Source organism: Serratia oryzae (assembly GCF_001976145.1).
Classification (GTDB): domain Bacteria; phylum Pseudomonadota; class Gammaproteobacteria; order Enterobacterales; family Enterobacteriaceae; genus Chania; species Chania oryzae.
Genome location: NZ_MOXD01000009.1, coordinates 51 through 22578, shown reverse-complemented (window position 1 = coordinate 22578; position 22528 = coordinate 51). Strand labels below are relative to the sequence as shown.

Genomic DNA, 22528 nt, shown 5'->3' with positions numbered 1-22528 from the left:
AATGCTCGCAGATCAAGGCCCAATGCTACTTAACGCCCATTTTGGCACCAGCAGCCCCTATTGGCACCTGGCGTTTGACAGCAATGCCTTGGAACTGACCGCAGTTAAAGGCAAAACGCATATCGCCGTGGCACTCAGCGATATGCAGGCGGCAAAAATCCGCCGCTTAAGCGGGATCACCGCCAGTCTTGATATCACTATTCATCTCAGTGGCCAACCTATTCACCTCCATCTGGTTGGCCGCCGCATCAACAAGCACGAATGGGCGGGTACCGCATCCGCCTATACCGATACTCAGGCCGTTGCGCGCGATCTGGTGCATGGCCTGTCGTTTGCCGAACAGGTGGTTTCAGAAGCCAATTCCGTGATCGTGATTGTCGATCAGCATGGCCGTATTCAGCGTTTTAATCGCCTGAGCGAAGAGTACACCGGCCTGCAGGAGCAGGATGTGATCGGTAAAAACGTCTTTCAGATGTTTATGAGCCCGGAAGAAGCCAGCGCTTCACGCCGTAATATTGCCGGTTTCTTTCGCAACGGTTCCTCTTACGAGGTGGAGCGCTGGATAAAAACGGTCAAAGGCGAGCGCTTATTCCTGTTCCGCAATAAATTCGTGCACAGCGGCAGTGGCAAGAAAGAGGTCTTCCTGATTTGCTCCGGCACCGACATTACCGAAGAGCGCCGGGCCCAGGAACGCCTGCGGGTGCTGGCCAACACCGATACCATCACCGGTTTGCCAAACCGCAACGCCATCCAGGACTACGTCAGCCAGGCGATCAATGAGCGCGGTGACAACAGCGTCGGCCTGGTGTACCTCGATCTCGACAACTTCAAGAAAGTGAACGACGCCTATGGCCATATGTTTGGCGATCGCCTGCTGGTCGAGGTTTCACGCGCTATTCTCGGCTGTCTGAAGCAAGAGGAAATACTGGCCCGCTTGGGAGGCGATGAGTTTCTGGTGTTGGTGCGTAAGGCCAACAGCACCTCGCTGCAGGAACTCTCGCAGCGCATTATCGATCGCCTGAAAATACCGTTCCGTATCGGCCTGATTGAGGTATATACCGGTTGTTCAATCGGCATTGCCCTGTGCCCGGAACACGGTGCCGATCTCGACAGCCTGATCCGCAGCGCGGATACCGCCATGTATGTCGCCAAAGAGAATGGCAAACGTACCTTTACCGTGTTCTCGCCGGAGATGAACCGGCGCGTTGCGGAATATATGTGGCTGGACACCAATCTGCGCAAAGGGTTGGAGCAGAATCAGTTAGTGGTGTATTACCAACCGAAGGTCGCCACTGGCACCGGTGAGGTGCGCAGCGTCGAGTCTTTAGTCCGTTGGGACTCACCGGAGCGCGGGCTGATCCCGCCGATGCAGTTTATCTCCTACGCCGAAGAATCCGGGCTTATCGCGCCGCTTGGCCGCTGGGTGTTGCAAACCGCCGCCAGACAGGCGGCAAAATGGCAGCAACAGGGGTTAAACCTGCGGGTTGCGGTGAACCTCTCGCCACGGCAACTGGTAGACGACAGCGTGGTTGACGATCTGGCCCAGGTGCTGAAAGAAAACCAGCTCTCACCGTGCACGTTAGATTTCGAATTGACGGAAAGCAGCCTGATTGAAGATGAAAACCGGGCGCATGAAGTGATCGGCAGGTTGCGATCGCTCGGGGCACAGGTGCACCTGGACGATTTCGGCACCGGTTACTCCTCACTGGCGCAGTTAGCGCGTATTCCGCTTGATGCGATCAAGCTGGATAAAAGCTTTGTGCGCGGTGTGAATCTCGCGCCAGTATCGCAATCATTGATACGGGCGATCGTCGCCACGGCCGAAGCACTGCAGTTCCGTGTGATTGCCGAAGGGGTTGAAACGGAAAGCGAAAACCAGTTTCTCGACTGCGTCGGGGTTGACGAAAAACAGGGCTTCCTGTTTGCACAGCCCATGCTGCCGGAAGAGCTTGAGCAATGGCTGAAAGCATATAGCCCGCACCCTCAGCAAAAGGATGCGGGCTAGCGTTAATTACCCGGCACGCAGCAGGTTCTGTGCATGTCGATCCTGCAGCATCACCAGACGTTCAATATAGGCAATATCTTTCGCCTCAATAGTAAAGGCTGCCTGCACCCAGTCCTCGGTAATATCCATCAGCTCCGAGCGCGTCAGCTGCAATACCCGTTGACGGGCACGCAGCATGGCGCGCATACCGTTCAGCTTAGGCCGAATGGTATCAATAAAGGTACGGGTCGCCATATAACCATCATCCGGTTGGAATAGGTGATCCACCAGCCCACGGCTTTCAAACCATTCGGCCGTGTGGGACTCACCGGTCCAGATCAGCTCCTCCGCCAGCTTCATACCGGCCTTACGTGCCACCAGCGAATATCCCCCCATCCCAGGGAACAGGTTGAAAGCAATCTCCGGAAAGCCCATGCGTGCATTGTTCTGTGCCAGCACAAAGTGATGCGCCAGTGCTGCCTCAAAACCGCCTCCCAGCGCGCTGCCTTCCACCATGGCGATACTCACTGCGCCAACATCAAAACCACGAGCGGCCGCGTGTACGCAGTCAATACAGGCGCGTGCATAAGCCATCATCGATTCACGTTTGCGGTTTTTAATCGCTTCGGCAAAAAAGTTTAAATCCCCACCGACGTTGAACATGTTGGGAACCAGCGAACCGGTCACCCAAAAGTCAAACCGCAGCGCCGACTCTTTTGCCGCCTGCGCCAGCGTCATGATGTCTTCAATCAGGGCATGATTGAAGCAAGGACGTGGTTCAGCGCGCAGCAGCATCCACATGATGTGTCGTTCCTCCTCATAGTAAGCAGAGAGTTGTGACAGATTGCCCGCTTCAAGAAACGGACGACAATTTGGGTGATTGAATGATTTCATAAGACCTTCCATTTTTTCTATTGATGGGAGATAAAACCGTTTCAGCCCCTACGGCTGCTACAGGTGCAGACGCTGTCAAAACGCCGCACCCTAAGATGAGTAAACGCCTTCTTAGGGGGTCAATAGATAAAAATTGAAGGTATGCGACAGAAAGCCTATGTGTAGTGAATGGCACAAAGCAGGCATAGCGGCCCCAACGCAGGCTCATTTTGGTATAATCCTTGCTATAACCTCTGTAGCCTGAACAAGCTGGTAGGCAGGGGCTGCTGTATTTTGCTAAGGAATCGTGACGTAATGCCTACAGGATCGGATAAAAAACCTCATCAGCCGCACAGGCACGCTTTTCTCTCTGGCGTTTCCCGTTTGCTTGAACGAGTTAAGGCCTGGCCGAGCATCGCCCATCTGCTGCGAGCTACCGAGCGCTTCAACGATCGCCTGGGCAGCCAGTTCGGCGCCGCCATTACCTATTTTTCCTTTCTTTCCCTGATTCCGATCCTGATGGTCTCGTTCGCCGCCGTGGGCTTCGTGCTGGCCTCCAACCCGGATCTGCTGGCTGAATTGATCGGCAAAATCGTCAATAGCATCAGCGATCCTACGCTCGCCACTACGCTGAAAAACACCGTAAATACGGCGATCCAGCAACGCACCACCGTGGGCCTCACCGGCTTGGCATTGGCGCTGTATTCCGGGCTCAGTTGGATGGGGAATCTGCGAGAGGCGATCCGCGCCCAGTCGCGCGATGTGTGGGAGCGTAACCCGCAGGATCGGGAGAAAATTTACTTCAGATACACCCGCGACTTTATTTCCCTTACAGGCCTGGTGGTGGCACTGATTGTGACGCTCTCACTGACCTCGATCGCCGGTTCCGCTCAGGCCGCTATTGTGCATACGCTGGGGTTGGACGGTATCGAATGGCTACGGCCAGCCATGACGCTGATTGCGCTGTCTATTTCCATCTTTGCCAATTATCTGCTGTTTCTGTGGATCTTCTGGATGCTGCCGCGCCATAAGCCGCAGAAAAAGGCTCTGCTGCGTGGTACATTGCTTGCGGCCATCGGTTTTGAAGTGATTAAGTTTGTGATGACCATGACATTGCCACAGGTGGCGCGCTCCCCTTCCGGTGCGGCCTTTGGCTCAGTCATTGGCTTGATGGCATTCTTCTACTTCTTTGCCCGCCTGACGCTGTTTTGCGCGGCCTGGATCGCCACGGCACAGTACAACGAGGATAAGCCACGGTAATAAGCGAAGCATTCATGCCAGCACAAAAGCCATGGCCAGTTTTTTATCCTTATATAACGAGCGAGAATCAGTGCATCATTTCAATAACAAACCTATCGGATAGCAAAAACCAGCACAACCCACTACCCCACAACTTTTCTTTTCTCATTTCACAGCCTTTATATCTGCATATTCATTATTTACCCGCGTTTAACCCTAAATAAAATCACCACCTTAAAACATTAGTCTTTTTAACAGGTTATTCACCGAATTGTACAAAGTTGCACCATTGAAAAGGTATTTTGCTGTCACTAAAATGGGTTTTTACAAATCCAAAATATAAGAAACTGCCATGCAAGCCTCCATCGCAACAACTCTGGACGCCGAAGAAACGTCCACGCCGGTTAATTCCCGGGGAAAAGTCATCGTCGCCTCACTGGTCGGTACCGCCATCGAGTTCTTTGATTTCTATATTTATGCCACCGCTGCCGTGATCGTGTTCCCGCATATCTTCTTCCCACAGGGCGATCCGGCTGCAGCAACGCTGCAATCACTGGCGACCTTCGCTATTGCCTTTATTGCCCGGCCGATCGGCTCTGCCCTCTTCGGCCACTTCGGTGACCGCGTCGGGCGCAAGGTGACGCTGGTTGCCTCGCTGTTGACCATGGGGATTTCTACCGTGCTGATCGGCCTGCTGCCAAGCTATGAAACCATCGGCATCTTTGCACCGATCCTGCTGGCGCTGGCGCGTTTTGGTCAAGGGCTGGGGTTAGGGGGCGAATGGGGCGGTGCTGCCTTGCTGGCCACCGAGAATGCGCCCGCGCACAAGCGGGCTCTGTACGGCTCCTTCCCGCAGCTAGGCGCGCCTATCGGCTTCTTCTTCGCCAATGGCACTTTCCTGTTGCTTTCCTGGCTGCTGACCGACCAGCAGTTCATGACCTGGGGCTGGCGCGTGCCGTTTATCCTGTCGGCGGCTTTGGTGCTGATTGGCCTGTACGTGCGCGTTTCGCTGAACGAAACCCCGATCTTTGCCAAAGTAGCCAAAGCCGGTAAACAGGTGAAAATCCCACTTGGCACCTTGCTGAGCAAACATCTGAAGGCCACCATCCTCGGCACCTTTATCATGCTGGCCACCTATACGCTGTTCTACCTGATGACCGTCTATTCCATGACTTACGGCACGGCGGCAGAGCCGCTGGGGCTGGGCTATTCGCGCAACAGCTTCCTGTGGATGCTGATGGTCGCGGTGATCGGCTTTGGTGTGATGGTGCCGATCGCCGGCCTGTTGGCCGACGCCTTTGGCCGGCGCAAAACCATGATTGTGATCACCCTGCTGATGATCGCCTTTGCCTTCGTGTTCCCAAGCATGTTGGGCTCCGGCAATCAGGTGCTGGTGATGGCCTTCCTGCTGTGCGGCCTGAGCATCATGGGCCTGACCTTCGGCCCGATGGGGGCCTTGCTACCGGAATTATTCCCGACCGAAGTGCGTTATACCGGAGCCTCTTTCTCATATAACGTGGCTTCGATCCTGGGGGCTTCTGTCGCGCCCTATATCGCCACCTGGCTGGCAACCCATTATGGGCTGTTCTACGTTGGCCTGTATCTGGCAGCGATGGCCAGCCTGACGCTGATCGCACTGTTGCTGATGAAAGAAACCCGGCACCAGTCGTTGTAACCCTTCCACGGCCTCTGCCTGCAGAGGCCGTTTTTATTTCCTCTTCGTCAGCATATCGCCGCCAGAGTTAGCTATTATCGCTGCTGACCTTAGCCACTTAAAAAGGAAGAGAGATGCCCTACGTCAATATCAAAATTACCCGTGAAGGCGCGACTGCGGAGCAGAAAAAACAGCTCATTGCCGGTGTCACCCAGTTGCTGGTCGATACGTTAGGTAAAAACCCAGCCACCACCGTGGTGGTGATTGAAGAAGTGGATACCGATAACTGGGGGATTGCTGGCAAGAGCGTAACAGACCTGCGCGCAGCCGCTAAATAATCCTCCTGGCATTCATGGACGACGGGAAACGTGGTGTTTCCCGATCGCGATCATAAAATAATTAAAACGCCGTTTTATTTTTATTGACTCCCCCCGCCCTTGCGTTGAGACTAAACGTCACTCTCACATCAATCAGACTCATTCTTCAGTCAGGGATTATCATGAACAGCAAAAATCTCGCCGTGATCGGCGAATGCATGATCGAACTGTCGCAGAAAGGCGCCGATCTCAGCCGTGGTTTCGGTGGCGACACGCTTAACACCGCCGTCTATATCGCACGCCAGGTTCCGCAGCAGGCGCTGAACGTGCACTACGTTACCGCACTCGGCACCGACAGCTTCAGCCGGGAGATGTTGCACGCCTGGCAGCAGGAACAGGTAAAAACCGATCTGATTCAGCAACTGGAAAACAAGCTGCCGGGGTTGTATGTGATCGAAACCGACAACACCGGTGAGCGTACCTTCTACTACTGGCGTAACGACGCCGCAGCCCGCTACTGGCTGGATGGCCCGCAGGCGGAAGATCTGTGCGCGCAACTGGCACAGTTTGACTATCTGTATCTCAGCGGCATCAGCGTGGCGATCCTCCCCCCTGCCAGCCGGGCAAAACTGCTGGCCTTGCTGCACCAGTGCCGGGCCAACGGCGGCAAAGTGATCTTTGACAACAACTACCGCCCACGGCTGTGGCAAAGCAAAGATGAAACCCAGCAGGCCTACCGCGATATCCTGTCCTGCACCGACATTGCCTTCCTGACGTTGGACGATGAAGATTTACTGTGGGGCCAACTGCCGGTTGAGCAGGTGGTGAGCCGCACGCGTGATTTTGGCGTGGGTGAGATTGTGATCAAGCGTGGCGCGGATTCCTGTCTGGTATTCAGCGCAGACGGGCAAACTTATGACGTGCCAGCGGTGAAACTGCCGAAAGAGAAAGTGATTGATACCACCGCCGCCGGTGACTCATTCAGCGCCGGTTATCTGGCAATTCGCCTGACCGGCGGCGACGCGGTGAGCGCCGCACAGCGTGGCCACCTGACCGCCAGCACGGTGATTCAGTACCGTGGTGCCATCATCCCGCGTGACGCCATGCCGCAGTAATTTCTCTGCCAGTGAGAATGCAAAAAGGCCAGCGACAATGCTGGCCTTTTTATTGGACTCGAAAACCAATCTTAATACCCTATGGATTTCAAGTTGCAGCTAGGCACCAAACTATCTCATCCCTAGGAGCTTACTCTTAGTAAGTGACTGGGGTGAGATAGTGCAGGTAACAACGCTGCAGCTTGAAAGACGACGGGTATTTAGCCTGCAACCGCGATGCGTTTCATATCGGTCATATAGCCACGCAGTTTGCGGCCTACGGATTCGATTGGGTGGTTGCGCACCGCTTCGTTCACGTCACGCAGCTGCGCGTTGTCAACAGCGGTGCCAGCAACTGATTTGCCCAGGTCACCCGCCTGCAGGGTTTTCATGAAATCTTTCAGCAACGGCACTGCCGCGTTGGCGAATAGGTAGTTACCGTATTCCGCAGTATCCGAGATTACCACGTTCATTTCATACAGACGCTTACGCGCGATGGTGTTGGCGATCAACGGCAGCTCGTGCAGTGATTCGTAGTAAGCAGACTCTTCGATGATGCCGGAATCCACCATGGTTTCGAATGCCAACTCAACGCCCGCTTTCACCATAGCCACCATCAGCACGCCGTGATCAAAGTATTCCTGCTCGCTGATTTTGCCTGCAAACTGAGGTGCATTTTCGAAGGCCGTTTTACCGGTCTCTTCACGCCAGGTCAGCAGTTTCACGTCATCTGCCGCCCAGTCAGCCATCATGCCGCTGGAGAATTCACCCGAGATGATGTCGTCCATGTGTTTCTGGAACAGCGGAGCCATGATGCCTTTCAACTGCTCAGACAGCGCGTAAGCACGCAGTTTGGCCGGGTTGGACAGGCGATCCATCATCAGGGTGATGCCGCCCTGCTTCAGCGCTTCGGTGATGGTTTCCCAGCCGAACTGGATCAGTTTTTCTGCGTAAGCCGCGTCGGTGCCTTCAGCCACCAGCTTGTCGAAGCACAGCAGAGAACCCGCCTGCAGCATGCCGCACAGAATGGTCTGCTCACCCATCAGGTCAGATTTTACTTCTGCTACGAAGGAGGATTCCAGCACGCCCGCACGGTGGCCGCCGGTAGCTGCCGCCCATGCCTTGGCAATCGCCATGCCTTCACCTTTTGGATCGTTTTCCGGGTGAACGGCGATCAGGGTCGGCACACCGAAACCACGTTTGTATTCTTCACGTACTTCAGTGCCTGGGCACTTAGGCGCAACCATCACCACGGTGATGTCTTTACGCACTTGCTCACCCACTTCAACGATGTTGAAACCGTGAGAGTAACCCAGCGCTGCGCCGTCTTTCATCAGCGGCTGTACTGCGCGGACTACAGAGGAGTGCTGCTTGTCTGGCGTCAGGTTCACCACCAGATCGGCCTGTGGGATCAGCTCTTCATAAGTGCCAACCTTGAAGCCGTTTTCAGTCGCTTTACGCCATGAAGCGCGTTTCTCGTCGATGGCTTCTTTACGCAGCGCATAAGCCACATCCAGACCGGAATCACGCATATTCAGGCCCTGGTTCAGCCCCTGCGCGCCACAGCCGACAATCACCACTTTTTTGCCTTTCAGGTAGCCTGCTTCATCAGCAAATTCGTCACGCGCCATGAAACGGCACTTACCCAATTGCGCCAACTGCTGACGCAGGTTCAATGTGTTGAAATAATTAGCCATGGTTTACTCCGGTAAGATGTGAGGTTCATTGCCCGCTCTTTATGCGGGATAGGTTGCGTTCAATGTATAACAGGAATTGCGTTGCTTAAATTGATATATTACGAATGTGATATTGCAATTTATGCAACACTCTCGCTGCGAGCGTACTGATATGGACTTGCGTGATCTAAAACTGTTCCTGCATCTTGCTGAAAGCCATCACTTTGGCCGTACCGCCAAGGCGATGCACGTCAGCCCGTCCACGCTTTCCCGCCAGATCCAACGGCTGGAAGAAATTCTTGGGCAACCGCTGTTTCTGCGTGATAACCGCACCGTGCAGTTGACCGACGCCGGTGAACAACTGAAAGTATTTGCCCAGCAAACGCTGCTGCAATACCAGCAGTTAAAACATGCGCTCGGCCAGCACGGCCCTTCGCTGAGCGGCGAGCTGCGGTTGTTCTGCTCGGTTACCGCTGCCTACAGCCATTTACCGCCGATCCTGGATCGCTTCCGCGCCCAGCATCCGCTGGTGGAAATCAAGCTGACCACCGGCGATGCCGCCGATGCGGTAGACAAAGTGCAGTCCAACGAGGCCGATCTCGGCATCGCCGGGCGGCCAGAAACCCTGCCCTCCAGCGTAGCCTTCACCCAGATCGGCGAAATTCCGCTGGTGCTGATTGCCCCGGCCCTGCCATGCACGGTGCGCGCTCAGGCCTTTGCCGATCAACCTGACTGGGCCAATATTCCGTTTATCCTGCCGGAACACGGCCCTTCGCGCAAACGTATTGAGCTGTGGTTCCGCCGCCAGCGCATTACTAACCCACTGATTTATGCCACCGTCGGCGGCCACGAAGCGATCGTTTCGATGGTCGCCCTCGGCTGCGGCATCGCGCTGATCCCCAGCGTGGTGGTGGACAACAGCCCGGAGCCGGTACGCAACCGCATTTCAACGCTGGACAATATCTCCATGGTCGAACCGTTCGAGCTGGGCGTTTGCGTGCAGAAAAAACGCCTCAGCGAACCGCTGATCGAGGCGTTCTGGCAATTGCTCTCCCCAAAATAATTTAAGCGAAGCTAATAGCGCTACGGTTTGAAAGACAAAGTTAACAATGCCCTATGGATTTCAAATTGTAGCTAGGCGGCAAGTGAGCACATCCCCAGGAGCTTACTCAAGTAAGTGACTGGGGGGTGCAAACGCAGCCAACAACGCTACGGTTTGAAAGACGACGGGCATTCATAGATCTGCTGGATCGATCTGCTTCATAGCCTCCACCTGCATCAGCCAGTGGTAAAGCGGTTCAAGCTGCAAAAAACCCTGAGCCAGCAGGGAAACCAGATCGGTACCGAACAGTTTTTCCACCTGGCTGTCGGTGGCCATCACCGCGAAAGATTTGCGGTTGTACCAGGTGGCGATCTCGGGTGCCTGCTCTTTCACCAGCGGGCGTTTGTAGCTTTCTCCCACCAGTTCAAACGGCGCACGACAACATTCAGCGACGTCTAAAAACGGCTGTGGCCGCTGCCGCAGGGTATGGCGGAACAGATCCATCGTCGGTTTGTTGGCACTGTAATACCCCAGCCCATAACGCAGCATGTCCGGCCCCAGCTCAAAGAAATACACCGGCGCATCTTTCCAGTCTTTGCTTGGCCGTTTGAACGTCAGCCACATGCGGCTGCGATAGCGCGATTTATCATGGGAGAAACGCGTGTCGCGATGAATACGCGACAGCGTTTTACCGATCGCTGGCCGGGTTTCGAAGTACGGATCGATAGCCAGCATCGCCGGGCTGAGTGCTTCCACCAGCGCGCGGAACGGCGTTAACAACTCACGGTCATACACATCGCGATTCGCTTCAAACCATTCTTTGTCATTTTCAATCCGCACCTGCTGAAGAAAATTCAGCCCTTGCTGACTGAAACCGGTGAACTCATTAGCCATGCGCTGTCCTTGTCGCTGATTTCAGCCCTGCAGGAAGAAACGGAATGATGGATTGTCGGTTTCATCGTGGCAATCGTAACCCAACGCCTTCAGATGCTGATCAAACTCCGGCTCGCTTTGCGACAGCTCAAAACCCGCCAGCACGCGGCCAAAATCCGTGCCGTGGCTGCGGTAATGGAACAGGGAAATATTCCAGTGGGTTCCCAGCGTCTGCAGGAACTTGAGCAATGCCCCGGGCGACTCCGGGAATTCGAAGCTGTACAGGCGCTCACGCAGCGGTTTCGAAGGCCGCCCGCCGACCATATAGCGCACGTGCAGCTTCGCCATTTCGTCATCAGACAGATCCACCACCTGATAGCCACCGCTGTTCAGTTCGTTAATGATCTCCAACCGTTCGGCACGGCCGCGCGTTAAGCGCACACCGACGAAGATACAAGCATGATCGGCATCGGCGTAACGGTAGTTGAACTCGGTCACCGCGCGGCCACCCAACAGTTGGCAGAACTTCAGGAAGCTACCCTTCTGTTCAGGAATGGTCACCGCCAGCAGCGCTTCACGCTGTTCACCCAGTTCGCAGCGCTCGGAAACATAACGCAAACCGTGGAAGTTCACGTTGGCACCGGAAAGGATATGCGCCAAACGCTCGCCCTGAATATTGTGCTGCTGCACGTATTTCTTCAGCCCGGCCAGCGCCAGCGCGCCCGAAGGCTCGGCAATCGCCCGCACGTCTTCAAACAGATCTTTCACCGCCGCGCAGATCGCGTCGCTGTCGACGGTGATCACATCGTCCAGATACTCGCGGCACAGGCGGAAGGTTTCGTCACCGATGCGTTTCACCGCCACGCCTTCGGCAAACAGCCCGACACGCGCTAAGTCCACCGGATGGCCAGCATCCAGCGCGGCACGCAGGCAGGCTGAATCCTCGGCTTCCACACCAATCACCTTGATCTGCGGCATCAATTGCTTGATCAGCACCGCCACGCCCGCCGCCAGCCCACCGCCGCCGACCGGAACGAAAACCCGATCAAGATGTGCGTCCTGCTGCAGCAATTCCATCGCCAGCGTGCCCTGCCCGGCGATCACCATCGGGTGATCGAACGGCGGCACAAAGGTCATCCCCTGCTGCTGTGCCAAGGTGATCGCTTTGGCTTTGGCTTCGTCGAAGTTAGCGCCGTGCAACAGCACCTCACCACCGAAGCTGCGCACCGCATCCACTTTGATGTCCGCAGTGGACACCGGCATCACGATCAGGGTTTTGATCCCCAAGCGGTTACCGGAAAACGCTACGCCCTGCGCGTGATTACCCGCCGAAGCGGTGATCACGCCGTGGGCTTTCTGTTCTTCCGTCAGGCTGGCAATCATCGCGTAAGCCCCGCGCAGCTTGAAGCTGTGCACCGGCTGACGATCTTCGCGCTTCACCAGAATGGTATTGCCAAGGCGTGAAGAGATTTTGTCCATCGTCTGCAGCGGGGTGACCTGAGCCACCTCGTAAACCGGCGAGCGGAGCACCGCTCGCAGGTATTCCGCCCCACCAGGGGCGTCGGATAAGGGAAGGGAAACCGCCATTTGCATCAGCCCCCGAGCTTGCTTTTATCGCGCACCGCGCCTTTATCGGCACTGGTGGCCAGCGTCGCGTAAGCACGCAGCGCGTAAGAAACCTGGCGCTCACGGGCCTTCGGCGTCCAGGCAGCGTCACCGCGCGCCAGTTCCGCTTCACGGCGGGCAGCCAGTTCGCTCTCCGACACATCCAAAGCAATACCACGTTGCGGGATATCGATGTCGATCATATCGCCGTCCTGCACCAGGCCGATCAGGCCGCCGCTGGCCGCTTCCGGTGAGGCGTGGCCAATCGACAGGCCCGACGTACCGCCAGAGAATCGGCCATCGGTGATCAGCGCGCAGGCTTTGCCCAGGCCCATGGATTTCAGATAGGTGGTCGGATAGAGCATTTCCTGCATGCCCGGCCCGCCTTTCGGCCCTTCGTAGCGGATCACCACCACGTCACCGGCTACCACTTTGCCGCCGAGGATCGCGTCTACCGCATCTTCCTGGCTCTCGTACACTTTGGCCGGGCCGCGGAAGATCAAGCTGTCTTTGTCCACACCTGCGGTTTTAACGATACAACCGTCTTCTGCCAGGTTGCCGTACAGCACCGCCAAGCCACCGTCCTGGCTGTAGGCATGCTCACGCGTGCGGATACAGCCTTCCTGACGATCGGTATCCAGCGAATCCCAGCGGCAATCCTGCGAGAATGCCTGCGTGGTGCGGATACCTGCCGGGCCTGCGGCATACATTTTTTTCACTGCGGCGTCTTTGGTCAGCATCACGTCGTAGGCTTCCAACATCTGTGGCAGCGTCAGCCCCAGCACGTTACCCACCTCGCGGTTCAACAGCCCGGCACGATCCAGCTCACCGAGAATGCCGATCACACCACCAGCACGGTGCACATCTTCCATATGGTATTTCTGCGTGCTCGGCGCCACTTTGCACAGGTGCGGCACTTTGCGCGACAGACGATCGATATCCGCCATGGTGAAGTCGACTTCCCCTTCCTGCGCCGCAGCCAACAGGTGCAATACGGTGTTGGTGGAGCCGCCCATGGCGATATCCAGCGTCATGGCGTTTTCGAACGCTGCCTTATTGGCGATATTACGCGGCAGTGCGCTTTCGTCATCTTGCTCGTAATAACGTTTGGTCAGCTCGACAATGCGCTTACCGGCGTTGAGGAACAGCTCTTTACGATCGGCATGGGTGGCCAGCAACGAACCGTTCCCCGGCTGCGACAGGCCGAGCGCTTCGGTCAGGCAGTTCATCGAGTTGGCGGTGAACATGCCGGAGCAGGAACCGCAGGTCGGGCAGGCGGAGCGTTCAATCTGCTCACTGTCGGCATCGCTTACGTTCGGGTTGGCACCCTGGATCATGGCATCAATCAGATCCAGCTTGATGATTTTATCTGACAGCTTGGTTTTACCGGCTTCCATCGGGCCGCCGGAAACGAAGATCACCGGAATGTTGAGGCGCATCGCCGCCATCATCATCCCCGGGGTGATTTTGTCACAGTTGGAGATGCATACCATCGCATCGGCGCAGTGGGCATTGACCATGTATTCCACCGAGTCGGCGATCAGCTCGCGCGATGGCAGGGAATAAAGCATACCGCCGTGCCCCATGGCGATCCCATCATCCACGGCAATGGTGTTGAACTCTTTCGCTACGCCGCCGGAGGCTTCGATCTGTTCAGCAACCAGCTTGCCCAGATCGCGCAGATGCACATGGCCCGGGACGAACTGGGTAAAGGAGTTGACCACCGCAATAATCGGTTTGCCGAAATCGGCGTCGGTCATCCCGGTCGCGCGCCATAATGCGCGGGCACCCGCCATGTTGCGGCCGTGGGTGGTGGTAGCGGAACGGTACTTAGGCATGCTTATTCACTCCAAATATATTCATTTTACCGGCGGCGAACGGGCCGCCCGTTTACTGATGTCTGTCGTTATTGATTCACGGGATCCAGCCAACCGTACTTATCTGCGGTTTTGCCGGTGAACAGGCCAAAGAATGCCTGCTGGATCTGTTTGGTGATGGGGCCACATTTGCCAATCCCGACCTGAATGCCGTCAACGCTGCGCACCGGGGTGATTTCTGCCGCCGTGCCGGACATAAACACTTCGTCCGCCAGATACAGTGACTCACGGGAAAGCACCTGCTCACGCACTTCAAAGCCCATGTCTCTCGCCAGCTTGATAATCGCATCACGGGTAATGCCCGGCAGTGCAGAAGAGGTGAACGGCGGGGTAAACAGCACGCCATCTTTCACTTCGAACAGGTTCTCACCGGCACCTTCAGAGATGTAGCCGTGAACGTCCAGCGCAATGCCTTCCTGATAGCCGTGGCGGCGCGCTTCGCTGCCCACCAGCAGGGAGGAGAGATAGTTACCCCCCGCTTTCGCAGCGGTGGGAATGGTGTTAGGTGCTGCACGGTGCCAGGAAGAAACCATCGCATCGATACCTTGATCCAGCGCCTCTTCACCCAGATACGCGCCCCAAGGAAACGCAGCGATAATCACGTCAGTCTTATAGCCGGGTGGTGGGTTCACGCCCATCCCGACATCTCCGATAAACACCAGAGGGCGGATATATGCACTCACCAGATTATTTTTACGCAGTGTGGCACGGCAGGCTTCCATCAGTTCATCAACGCTTTGCTCCACCGGCATGCGATAGATTTTTGCCGAATCATGCAGGCGCTGCATGTGTTCACGGTGGCGGAATACCACCGGGCCGAGATGGGAATCATAACAGCGTACGCCTTCGAATACCGAAGTACCGTAATGTAGCGCATGTGACATCACGTGTACTTTGGCATCGGCCCAGGGAACCATCTCACCATTGAACCAGATATAATCGGCTTTCTTCGTCATTGTTCCATTCCTTGTGGCGCAATCAGGCGCGTATTTGTTGTGATAGTTGTTGCTGAACCTCAACGCTGGACACATCCATCAGCTTACTTAACTGTGATGACAGTAAATCCACAGAGCGCTGGCTGGCAACGGTCAATTCAATATTAATATTGTCAGGGTTGCTCCCCGCCGCCATATTCATGGCGCAAACCTGAAAGCCACGGTGGCGTACCACGCGCAATACGCGCTCCAGCATTTCGGGGCGGAAGCGGGCCTGAATCGAGACTTGATGCTGCATCATGATACTTTCTCCAACATAGTTTCGTTACCTGCGCCCGGCGGCACCAGCGGCCAGACATTCTCGAGCTCATCAATGGAAACCTGCAGCAGATAAGGCCCTTCGCTGTTAAGCAAGGCATCGAGCGCGTCTGCGACCTGGTCTTTACGGGTAATACGCTGGCCAGGGATGCCGAAGGCGCTGGCCAACATCAGGAAGTCGGGGTTATCGGAGAGGTTGGTTTCGCTGTAACGCCCATCAAAGAACAGTTGCTGCCACTGACGAACCATCCCTAAACGCTGGTTATCCACTAAAACAATCTTCACAGGCAACTGCTTACGTTTGATGGTGCCCAATTCCTGCACGTTCATCATGAAAGAACCGTCACCGGACACGCAGATCACCATACTTTCAGGGTGCGCCATCTGCGCACCTACCGCCGCAGGCACGCCAAAGCCCATCGTCCCCAAGCCGCTGGAGGTGATGAAGTTCTCCGGGCGATCGAAGGTCATGTGCTGCGCGGCCCACATCTGGTGCTGGCCCACGTCGGTGGTCACGATAGTGTTGGCGGGTTTGCGTTCGGATAATTGCTTCAGTAACAGCGGCGCATAAATGGGCTGACCAGGATGATCGTAGCGCCAGGCATGAATTTCTTTCAGTTCGGCCACCCGTTGCTGCCAGGCGCTGATATTTAGCGGCTGTTGCAATGCTGGCAGCAGGGTTTTCAAATCACCGTGCAGGGCAACATGCACCTGGCGCAGTTTGCTCATTTCTGCCGGATCGATATCCATGTGGATCACTTTGGCATGCGGCGCAAACGCATTCAGCTTGCCGGTCACACGGTCATCAAAGCGCGCCCCCACGGCGATCAACAGGTCACACTCCTGCACCGCGTAATTGGCTGCTTTGGTGCCGTGCATGCCCAGCATGCCGAGATAGTAAGGATGGTCACCATCGGGTGCGCCCAGGCCTTTCAGGGTGGCAACGGCAGGGATCTGGGTCACCGCGATAAATTCACGCAGTGCCGGCACCGCCTGCGCCATGCCGACACCGCCACCGATGTACAACATTGGCCGATGTGCCTGTGCCAGCAACTGCGTGGCCTGAGCCAGCTCGGCAACTGGGTGTTCAAGTTCGGCTTCTACAGGCATCAGATGCGGCGGTAAATCCCCTTGCGCCAACTGGATGTCTTTCGGGATATCGATCAGGACCGGGCCGGGGCGGCCGCTGGTGGCAATAGCAAAAGCTTCTGCCATGATGCCAGGCAGCGCTTCCAGTGACTCCACCAGGAAACTGTGTTTGGTACAGGCCAGAGACAAGCCCAGAACATCGATCTCCTGAAAAGCATCGGTGCCGATAAGCGCGGAACCAACCTGACCGGTGATGGCCACCACCGGCACCGAATCCAGCAGCGCATCTGCCAGACCGGTGATCAGGTTGGTGGCTCCGGGGCCGGAGGTAGCGATACATACGCCAACTTTACCGCTGGAACGGGCATAGCCGATGGCGGCTATTGCAGCCCCCTGTTCATGGCGACACAGTAGGTGTTCTACCCCGCCGTCATACAAAGCATCGTAGACCGGCATAATTGCACCGCCCGGATAGCCGAATACGGTATCAACTCCCTGCGCACGCAACGCTTGAACTACCCACTGAGCACCATTCATGGTTATTTCCCCGCCTTACTGCGGGAAATGCAGGATTTTGTTCCGTTGTTCATTCTCTGCTCCTCATTTAGCTTTTCTCTTGGCATAAAAAAACCCCCGGACCTGACGGTGCGGGGGTTCTCTTGCGATTCCGGCTTGTTTTCTAAGCCTTTATTCGTCCAAGTGCAGCCCCGCACGGTGGGATAATAATCACCACCACGCTAATCACGACTAGGCTAATCACTTGAGTAAAGGCGTTCATAATTGGGTTTGTTCACTGTGCTCACGTCGAACTAATACCTACAGAGTTACCATAGCAGCAGGTGGTATGACAACAATTATTTTGCGTTATTATTCATCACGATCTGGTCATACCTCGAACAAACTACTGGTAATTCAAACGTTAACACGCTAACCCGATGCCTTGGCACTCAGCACGCTCGTCACCCGTAACGAGATTGTGAAAGAGCATTGCGGCAAGATGCGTACAGCTTCGCACGTTGATGTTCACCAACTGAAATAAACAAATTTTGATTGCACAGCGTTGAGCAGGTCAGCCATTACCGACGCGCATCTCTTCCGCGGCTCTCGCATCATGTGGCCTTCAGCAAGGAGAGCATTATGTCACTGGCGGTCGTTTATACCCGTGCCACTATCGGTGTTCAGGCACCGTCGGTCACCGTGGAAGTTCATATCAGCAATGGTTTACCTGGCTTGGCATTAGTCGGCCTACCGGAAGCCACGGTAAAAGAGGCGCGCGATCGGGTCCGCAGCGCGCTGATCAACAATGGCTTCACCTTTCCGGCCAAGCGGATCACCGTCAACCTAGCACCCGCCGATTTACCTAAAGAAGGCGGGCGCTACGATTTACCGATTGCACTGGCGATCCTCGCCGCTTCAGAGCAACTTCCTGTCGACCAACTGATGCGCTACGAATTTCTCGGCGAGTTGGCACTTTCGGGCGCACTGCGAGCCGTCAACGGGGCGATCCCAGCAGCAATAGCGGCAACCGAAGCAGGCCGGGGGTTGATTCTGGCGACGGCCAACGGCAAAGAAACGGGCCTGCTGCCAGATAACAACACGCGGGTAGCGGAACACTTGTTGGAGGTTTGCGCCTTCCTGCAAGGCAAAGGAGAGTTGCCGAATGCTGTCGCTCCGCCTGCGGCTGAAGCGCCAGCAGAAACCGCCGATCTTCAGGAGATCATCGGCCAAGAGCAGGCCAAGCGTGCATTGGAAATCGCCGCCGCCGGTGGCCATAACCTGTTGTTACTCGGCCCGCCGGGCACGGGAAAAACCATGTTGGCCAGTCGACTCAATGGATTACTCCCCCCACTGAGCGATCAGGAAGCCCTTGAGAGCGTTGCGGTCGCCAGTTTGTTGCATCACCCTGATGAAACGCTGCCATGGCGACAGCGGCCATTTCGCGCGCCCCATCACAGCGCCTCTATGGCGGCACTGGTCGGTGGAGGTTCACTGCCCAGGCCAGGGGAAATCTCTATGGCCCATAATGGCGTTCTGTTTCTTGATGAGTTGCCGGAATTTGAACGACGGGTGCTGGATGCCCTGCGTGAACCGCTGGAGTCGGGCGAGATCGTGATTTCACGCGCCGCTGCCAAAGTCCGCTTCCCGGCACGGGTGCAACTTATTGCAGCCATGAACCCCAGCCCAACAGGCCACTACCAAGGCGTGCATAATCGTACGCCGCCACAGCAGATCCTGCGCTATCTTGGGCGGCTCTCCGGCCCGTTTCTCGATCGTTTTGATTTGTCGATTGAAGTGCCGCTGTTACCGCCAGGGATGCTAGGTAAGCAACGCAGCGTCGGTGAAAGCAGCCAGCAGGTGCGCCAGCGGGTGTTGCGAGCACGTGAACGGCAACTGGCCAGGGCAGGCAAGGTGAATGCGCTATTGAATAACCGAGAAGTGGATCGGGATTGCCACTTGCCGGCGGCAGAAGCAGATTTTCTGGAAGCGACACTGAGTAAGCTGGGGCTGTCGGTTCGTGCCTGGCATCGCATCCTGAAAGTGGCGCGCACCTTGGCAGATTTAGCCGGGGAGAAGGATATTGCCAAACACCATTTGAGCGAAGCCCTCAGCTATCGCAGCATGGATCGGCTGTTACTGCAGTTGCACCGCAGCCTGGAATAAAAAAATGGGGCCAACAGGCCCCAGGGTAATCAGTCGTCGCTGTCGGTGTAATCTTCCACCGTGTCAGCCTGCGGCTTGCCGCCTGACAGCGTATGGAACTTTTTCGGGCGGCGAGTGCGCGCCAGATATTTAGCCCATACTTTTTCTTGCTCAGTCGCAGGTTCACGCTCACCGCGGCACACTGCGACGAACTGTTGTTCTTCTTCAGTGGCTGGTTGGCGCTTGCCTGCATCCAACTCGTTGAACGCATACCCGAAACGCTCTAGCAATTGCGCTTCTTTAATGGTGAAATCGCCGTGACGGGAGAACCCGCGAGGATAGTGTTTATTATCAAAAAAACGATTGGTCGTGATGAAGCTATCCGCCATCTGACACGCTCCTAATTCTCTCATGGCCGTGCTGTTTATGGCGCGGAGTATTAGATAGGCTTGACATTGTGTAAAACAAAACATTTAAATCTTAACGACAAAAAATTTTGGAGACAGGTGTGGATACCGAATTACTGAAAACCTTTTTGGAGGTCAGTAGAACGCGTCACTTTGGCCGGGCAGCGGAATCCCTGTACTTGACGCAGTCTGCGGTGAGTTTCCGCATCCGCCAGCTTGAAAATCAATTAGGTGCAAATTTATTCACCCGCCACCGGAATAATATCCGCCTGACGCCAGCCGGTGAGCGCCTGCTACCCTACGCTGAAAGCCTGATGAACACGTGGCAGTTGGCAAAAAAGGAGGTGGTGCGATCGTTGCAGCATACCGAACTTTCGATCGGCGCAACCGCATCGTTATGGGAGGCTTACCTGACGCCCTGGCTGCAATCTCTTTATCAACAGCGGGAAGCGCTGCAACTGGAGGCCAGGATTGCGTTACGCCACTCTCTGGTGAAACAGTTACATGAACGTCAGCTCGATTTGCTGATTACTACCGAACCACCAAAGATGGATGAATTGGCGAGCCAGCTGTTGGGTAACTTCTCGCTCAGGTTGTTTTCCTCTGCCTTACGCGACAAGCAGGCACCGATGCCTTATATCAAACTGGAGTGGGGCGCTGACTTTCACCAGCAGGAAAGCCGCATGCTAGACAGCGACAGCATGCCGGTGCTGACCACCACTTCGGCACACTTGACGCGCCAACTGCTGGAAACCACCGGGGGCTGCGCCTTTCTTCCCAGCCAGTGGGAAAAAGAGTATCCGCAGTTGGTTGTGGCCGCCGATACGCCAGCCATCATCCGCCCGCTGTATGCCGTGTGGCTGCAAAACAGCGATCAGCAACCGCTCATCCGCCAACTGCTGAAAATACCTTTAAATACCGCAGCCTAAAGCGCTATAACGGCTTCAGCCGTGGTTGACTGGGTTGCGCCCTTCTTGTCAGCCAAAACGCGCTCATCGCCTTCTGGAGGCCGATAAAACAGAACAGCAGGATGCCAATCACGATTTTGGTCCACCAAGAGCTTAACGTGCCATCAAAAGTGATATAGCTCTGGATTAATCCTTGAATCAGCACACCAAACAGGTGTCCCCAGTATGGTGCCGACGCCGCCGGTCAGCAGCGTACCGCCGATGACCACTGCCGCAATAGTATCCAGCTCAACGCCGCTGGCCGCCAGTGCGTAACCCGCAGAGGTATACAGCGAAAAGACAATGCCAGACAATGCGACCAACGTGCTGGAGGGCATGTAAATCAATATCGTCGTGCGCTGCACCAGCCCCCATCAATGCCGCAGAAACCGGGTTGCCACCAATGGCATAAACGTTATGGCCAAAACGCGTGCGGTGCGCCAGAATCATCTCGATGGTCACTAGCAACAGCATCACTACCGCCAGTAAGGTAAGCCGCCCACTCCCCGGTAATTTCCAGGCATAATTTGCCAGCGTGGCATACAGCGGATGATTGATCGGGATCGATTCTTCCGAAACAATAAAGCTCGTACCGTGCACGAAGAACATCCCCGCCAGCGTGACAATAAATTCCGGGAGCTTGAGAACGTCAATAATCTATCCCATCAAAGCACCAAACGAGGCCCCCATCAGCAACGCAATCACAAAGGCATAACCGGGAGCTATTCCGTAACTGCCTATCAACTTTGCCAGCAACACGCCGGTAAAAGCGATCACTGAGCCTACCGATAGATCGATCCCACCGGACAGAATCACGAACGTCATGTCCACTGCGACAATGCCAAGAAAAGCGTTGTCGGTCAGCAGACGCACCACACGCGCGTCGAGGCAAAAGCGTAGCCGAGCAGAAAAACCGTGATCGTGATTAATAAAAGCAAATTACGTTTCATCATGGTTTGCGTCTCTGCCACAGCCGATGTAATGAAACACTCGAGGATTGCACCATCAGCACAGCCAATATCACCATTGCTTTCAACACCAGATTGGACTCTGGCTTGTAGCCGGAAAGCAGAATGCCGGTATTCATTCACTGGATCATCAGGGCTCCAGCCATAGGCCTGCATTGCTGGCATCAGCACCGCGAATATCCTGCACCTGAGCAGTACCGTGTGGCGCAATCGCCTTACCTTCTAAACGAAGCTCTCCAGCGGAACGCGAGTAAACCCCGGTTAATGCTTTGATTAGCGTCGACTTCCCTACGCCATTTTCACCCAGAAGTGCCAGAACCTCGCCGCGCTGTAACGAAAATCTGCTCAGAGCGCAACGAACTCAAGCAGAGATGGCTGCTGGTGTATTCGCTTTGGTGAGATGTGCCCAAAAGAACGTGAGGGCTAATAAGATGTAACTGAAATGCAGATTGGAATGATGAGCGCTATCACACCCAGTATTACAAACAATTTGTACATAGATTCAGCTAAAATTAGAACGATTTCGGCAGGAATTTTAGGCAATAACCTTATAGAGATGAAAGTATGTAAGAAAAATTTGAAGCAAAAAAAACCCTTTGCTTTCGCAAAGGGTTCTAATATGGCAGGGGCGGAGAGACTCGAACTCGCGACACCCGGTTTTGGAGACCGGTGCTCTACCAACTGAGCTACGCCCCTAAATCGTGCTTAACATTATGCCTGCTGATGTTAGCAGGCATAATCAAAATAAGTGGCGGAACGGACGGGGCTCGAACCCGCGACCCCCTGCGTGACAGGCAGGTATTCTAACCAACTGAACTACCGCTCCACCGATTCTTTCATGCAGTACCTTACAGTACCGGCAAAACCACCTCGGCGATTTTGCTACTACCCGACGTCACTCAGGTAACCTTTGTTTGATGCCTGGCAGTGTCCTACTCTCGCATGGGGAGACCCCACACTACCATCGGCGCTACGGCGTTTCACTTCTGA

At 55.4% G+C, this 22528-nt stretch carries 18 protein-coding genes, 2 tRNA genes and 2 pseudogenes; 8 read left to right on the top strand and 14 right to left on the bottom strand.

The window, feature by feature from the left end; genetic code table 11:
• Position 1 precedes the first annotated feature (1 nt).
• Positions 2 to 2005: a cyclic di-GMP phosphodiesterase gene (pdeR, locus tag BMI79_RS16055; protein ID WP_076943130.1), complete on the top strand. Its 2004-nt coding sequence runs from the start codon at positions 2 to 4 to the stop codon at positions 2003 to 2005.
• 6 nt (positions 2006 to 2011) lie between these two features.
• On the opposite strand, the gene BMI79_RS16050 is transcribed toward pdeR, so the two are convergent.
• Positions 2012 to 2878, bottom strand: a complete 867-nt coding sequence (locus BMI79_RS16050) for a crotonase/enoyl-CoA hydratase family protein (protein WP_076943129.1) — start codon at positions 2876 to 2878, stop codon at positions 2012 to 2014.
• Positions 2879 to 3172: 294 nt separating this feature from the next.
• Between BMI79_RS16050 and yhjD the strand changes: the two genes are divergently transcribed.
• From yhjD to kdgK, 4 genes are all read left to right on the top strand, one after another.
• Positions 3173 to 4117: an inner membrane protein YhjD gene (gene yhjD / locus BMI79_RS16045; protein ID WP_076943128.1), complete on the top strand. Its 945-nt coding sequence runs from the start codon at positions 3173 to 3175 to the stop codon at positions 4115 to 4117.
• Between the two features lie 331 nt (positions 4118 to 4448).
• Positions 4449 to 5771 (top strand): MFS transporter, encoded by a 1323-nt coding sequence (locus tag BMI79_RS16040; protein ID WP_076943127.1) that lies wholly within the window; start codon positions 4449 to 4451, stop codon positions 5769 to 5771.
• A gap of 113 nt (positions 5772 to 5884) precedes the next feature.
• Positions 5885 to 6088, top strand: coding sequence for a 2-hydroxymuconate tautomerase family protein (locus BMI79_RS16035; RefSeq protein WP_076943126.1), 204 nt, complete (start codon positions 5885 to 5887; stop codon positions 6086 to 6088).
• Positions 6089 to 6249: 161 nt separating this feature from the next.
• Positions 6250 to 7182, top strand: coding sequence for a 2-dehydro-3-deoxygluconokinase (gene kdgK, locus BMI79_RS16030; RefSeq protein ID WP_076943125.1), 933 nt, complete (start codon positions 6250 to 6252; stop codon positions 7180 to 7182).
• 200 nt (positions 7183 to 7382) lie between these two features.
• Here kdgK and ilvC read toward each other — a convergent pair whose 3' ends face one another.
• The gene (ilvC, locus tag BMI79_RS16025; protein WP_076943124.1) at positions 7383 to 8858 is read right to left on the bottom strand and encodes a ketol-acid reductoisomerase; all 1476 of its coding nucleotides are present in this window, start codon (positions 8856 to 8858) and stop codon (positions 7383 to 7385) included.
• A gap of 151 nt (positions 8859 to 9009) precedes the next feature.
• Between ilvC and ilvY the strand changes: the two genes are divergently transcribed.
• The gene (gene ilvY, locus BMI79_RS16020; protein WP_076943298.1) at positions 9010 to 9900 is read left to right on the top strand and encodes an HTH-type transcriptional activator IlvY; all 891 of its coding nucleotides are present in this window, start codon (positions 9010 to 9012) and stop codon (positions 9898 to 9900) included.
• Positions 9901 to 10071: 171 nt separating this feature from the next.
• Here the strand turns inward: ilvY and BMI79_RS16015 are convergent, their stop codons facing one another.
• From BMI79_RS16015 to ilvL, 7 genes are all read right to left on the bottom strand, one after another.
• A complete protein-coding gene (locus BMI79_RS16015; RefSeq protein ID WP_076943123.1) occupies positions 10072 to 10773 on the bottom strand; it encodes a DUF2461 domain-containing protein in 702 nt (233 codons plus the stop codon).
• Between the two features lie 21 nt (positions 10774 to 10794).
• A complete protein-coding gene (gene ilvA / locus BMI79_RS16010) occupies positions 10795 to 12339 on the bottom strand; it encodes a threonine ammonia-lyase, biosynthetic (RefSeq protein ID WP_076943297.1) in 1545 nt (514 codons plus the stop codon).
• Between the two features lie 5 nt (positions 12340 to 12344).
• On the bottom strand, positions 12345 to 14195 hold the full coding sequence (gene ilvD / locus BMI79_RS16005; RefSeq protein ID WP_076943122.1) for a dihydroxy-acid dehydratase: 1851 nt from the start codon (positions 14193 to 14195) through the stop codon (positions 12345 to 12347).
• Positions 14196 to 14263: 68 nt separating this feature from the next.
• Positions 14264 to 15190, bottom strand: coding sequence for a branched-chain amino acid transaminase (locus BMI79_RS16000; RefSeq protein ID WP_076943121.1), 927 nt, complete (start codon positions 15188 to 15190; stop codon positions 14264 to 14266).
• Between the two features lie 22 nt (positions 15191 to 15212).
• Positions 15213 to 15470 (bottom strand): acetolactate synthase 2 small subunit, encoded by a 258-nt coding sequence (ilvM, locus tag BMI79_RS15995; protein ID WP_076943120.1) that lies wholly within the window; start codon positions 15468 to 15470, stop codon positions 15213 to 15215.
• A complete protein-coding gene (gene ilvG, locus BMI79_RS15990; protein WP_076943119.1) occupies positions 15467 to 17113 on the bottom strand; it encodes an acetolactate synthase 2 catalytic subunit in 1647 nt (548 codons plus the stop codon). Before ilvG ends, ilvM begins: the two co-directional genes overlap by 4 nt.
• A 142-nt stretch (positions 17114 to 17255) precedes the next feature.
• Entirely contained in the window at positions 17256 to 17354 is a 99-nt protein-coding gene (gene ilvL / locus BMI79_RS15985) for an ilv operon leader peptide (protein ID WP_076943118.1), read from the bottom strand.
• 359 nt (positions 17355 to 17713) lie between these two features.
• Between ilvL and BMI79_RS15980 the strand changes: the two genes are divergently transcribed.
• Positions 17714 to 19237, top strand: coding sequence for a YifB family Mg chelatase-like AAA ATPase (locus BMI79_RS15980; protein WP_076943117.1), 1524 nt, complete (start codon positions 17714 to 17716; stop codon positions 19235 to 19237).
• Positions 19238 to 19266: 29 nt separating this feature from the next.
• Here the strand turns inward: BMI79_RS15980 and BMI79_RS15975 are convergent, their stop codons facing one another.
• Entirely contained in the window at positions 19267 to 19605 is a 339-nt protein-coding gene (locus BMI79_RS15975) for a MaoP family protein (protein WP_076943116.1), read from the bottom strand.
• Between the two features lie 119 nt (positions 19606 to 19724).
• Between BMI79_RS15975 and hdfR the strand changes: the two genes are divergently transcribed.
• Positions 19725 to 20552 (top strand): HTH-type transcriptional regulator HdfR, encoded by an 828-nt coding sequence (gene hdfR / locus BMI79_RS15970; RefSeq protein ID WP_076943115.1) that lies wholly within the window; start codon positions 19725 to 19727, stop codon positions 20550 to 20552.
• 4 nt (positions 20553 to 20556) lie between these two features.
• Here the strand turns inward: hdfR and yjfF are convergent.
• From yjfF to BMI79_RS15945, 4 genes and pseudogenes are all read right to left on the bottom strand, one after another.
• A pseudogene (gene yjfF / locus BMI79_RS15965) lies at positions 20557 to 21523 on the bottom strand (galactofuranose ABC transporter, permease protein YjfF).
• 196 nt (positions 21524 to 21719) lie between these two features.
• Positions 21720 to 21878 (bottom strand): annotated as a pseudogene (locus BMI79_RS15955) (ATP-binding cassette domain-containing protein); the annotation flags it as partial.
• A 280-nt stretch (positions 21879 to 22158) separates the two neighbouring features.
• A tRNA-Trp gene (locus tag BMI79_RS15950) sits at positions 22159 to 22234 on the bottom strand.
• 53 nt (positions 22235 to 22287) lie between these two features.
• Positions 22288 to 22364, bottom strand: a tRNA-Asp gene (locus BMI79_RS15945).
• Between the last annotated feature and the right edge of the window lie 164 nt (positions 22365 to 22528).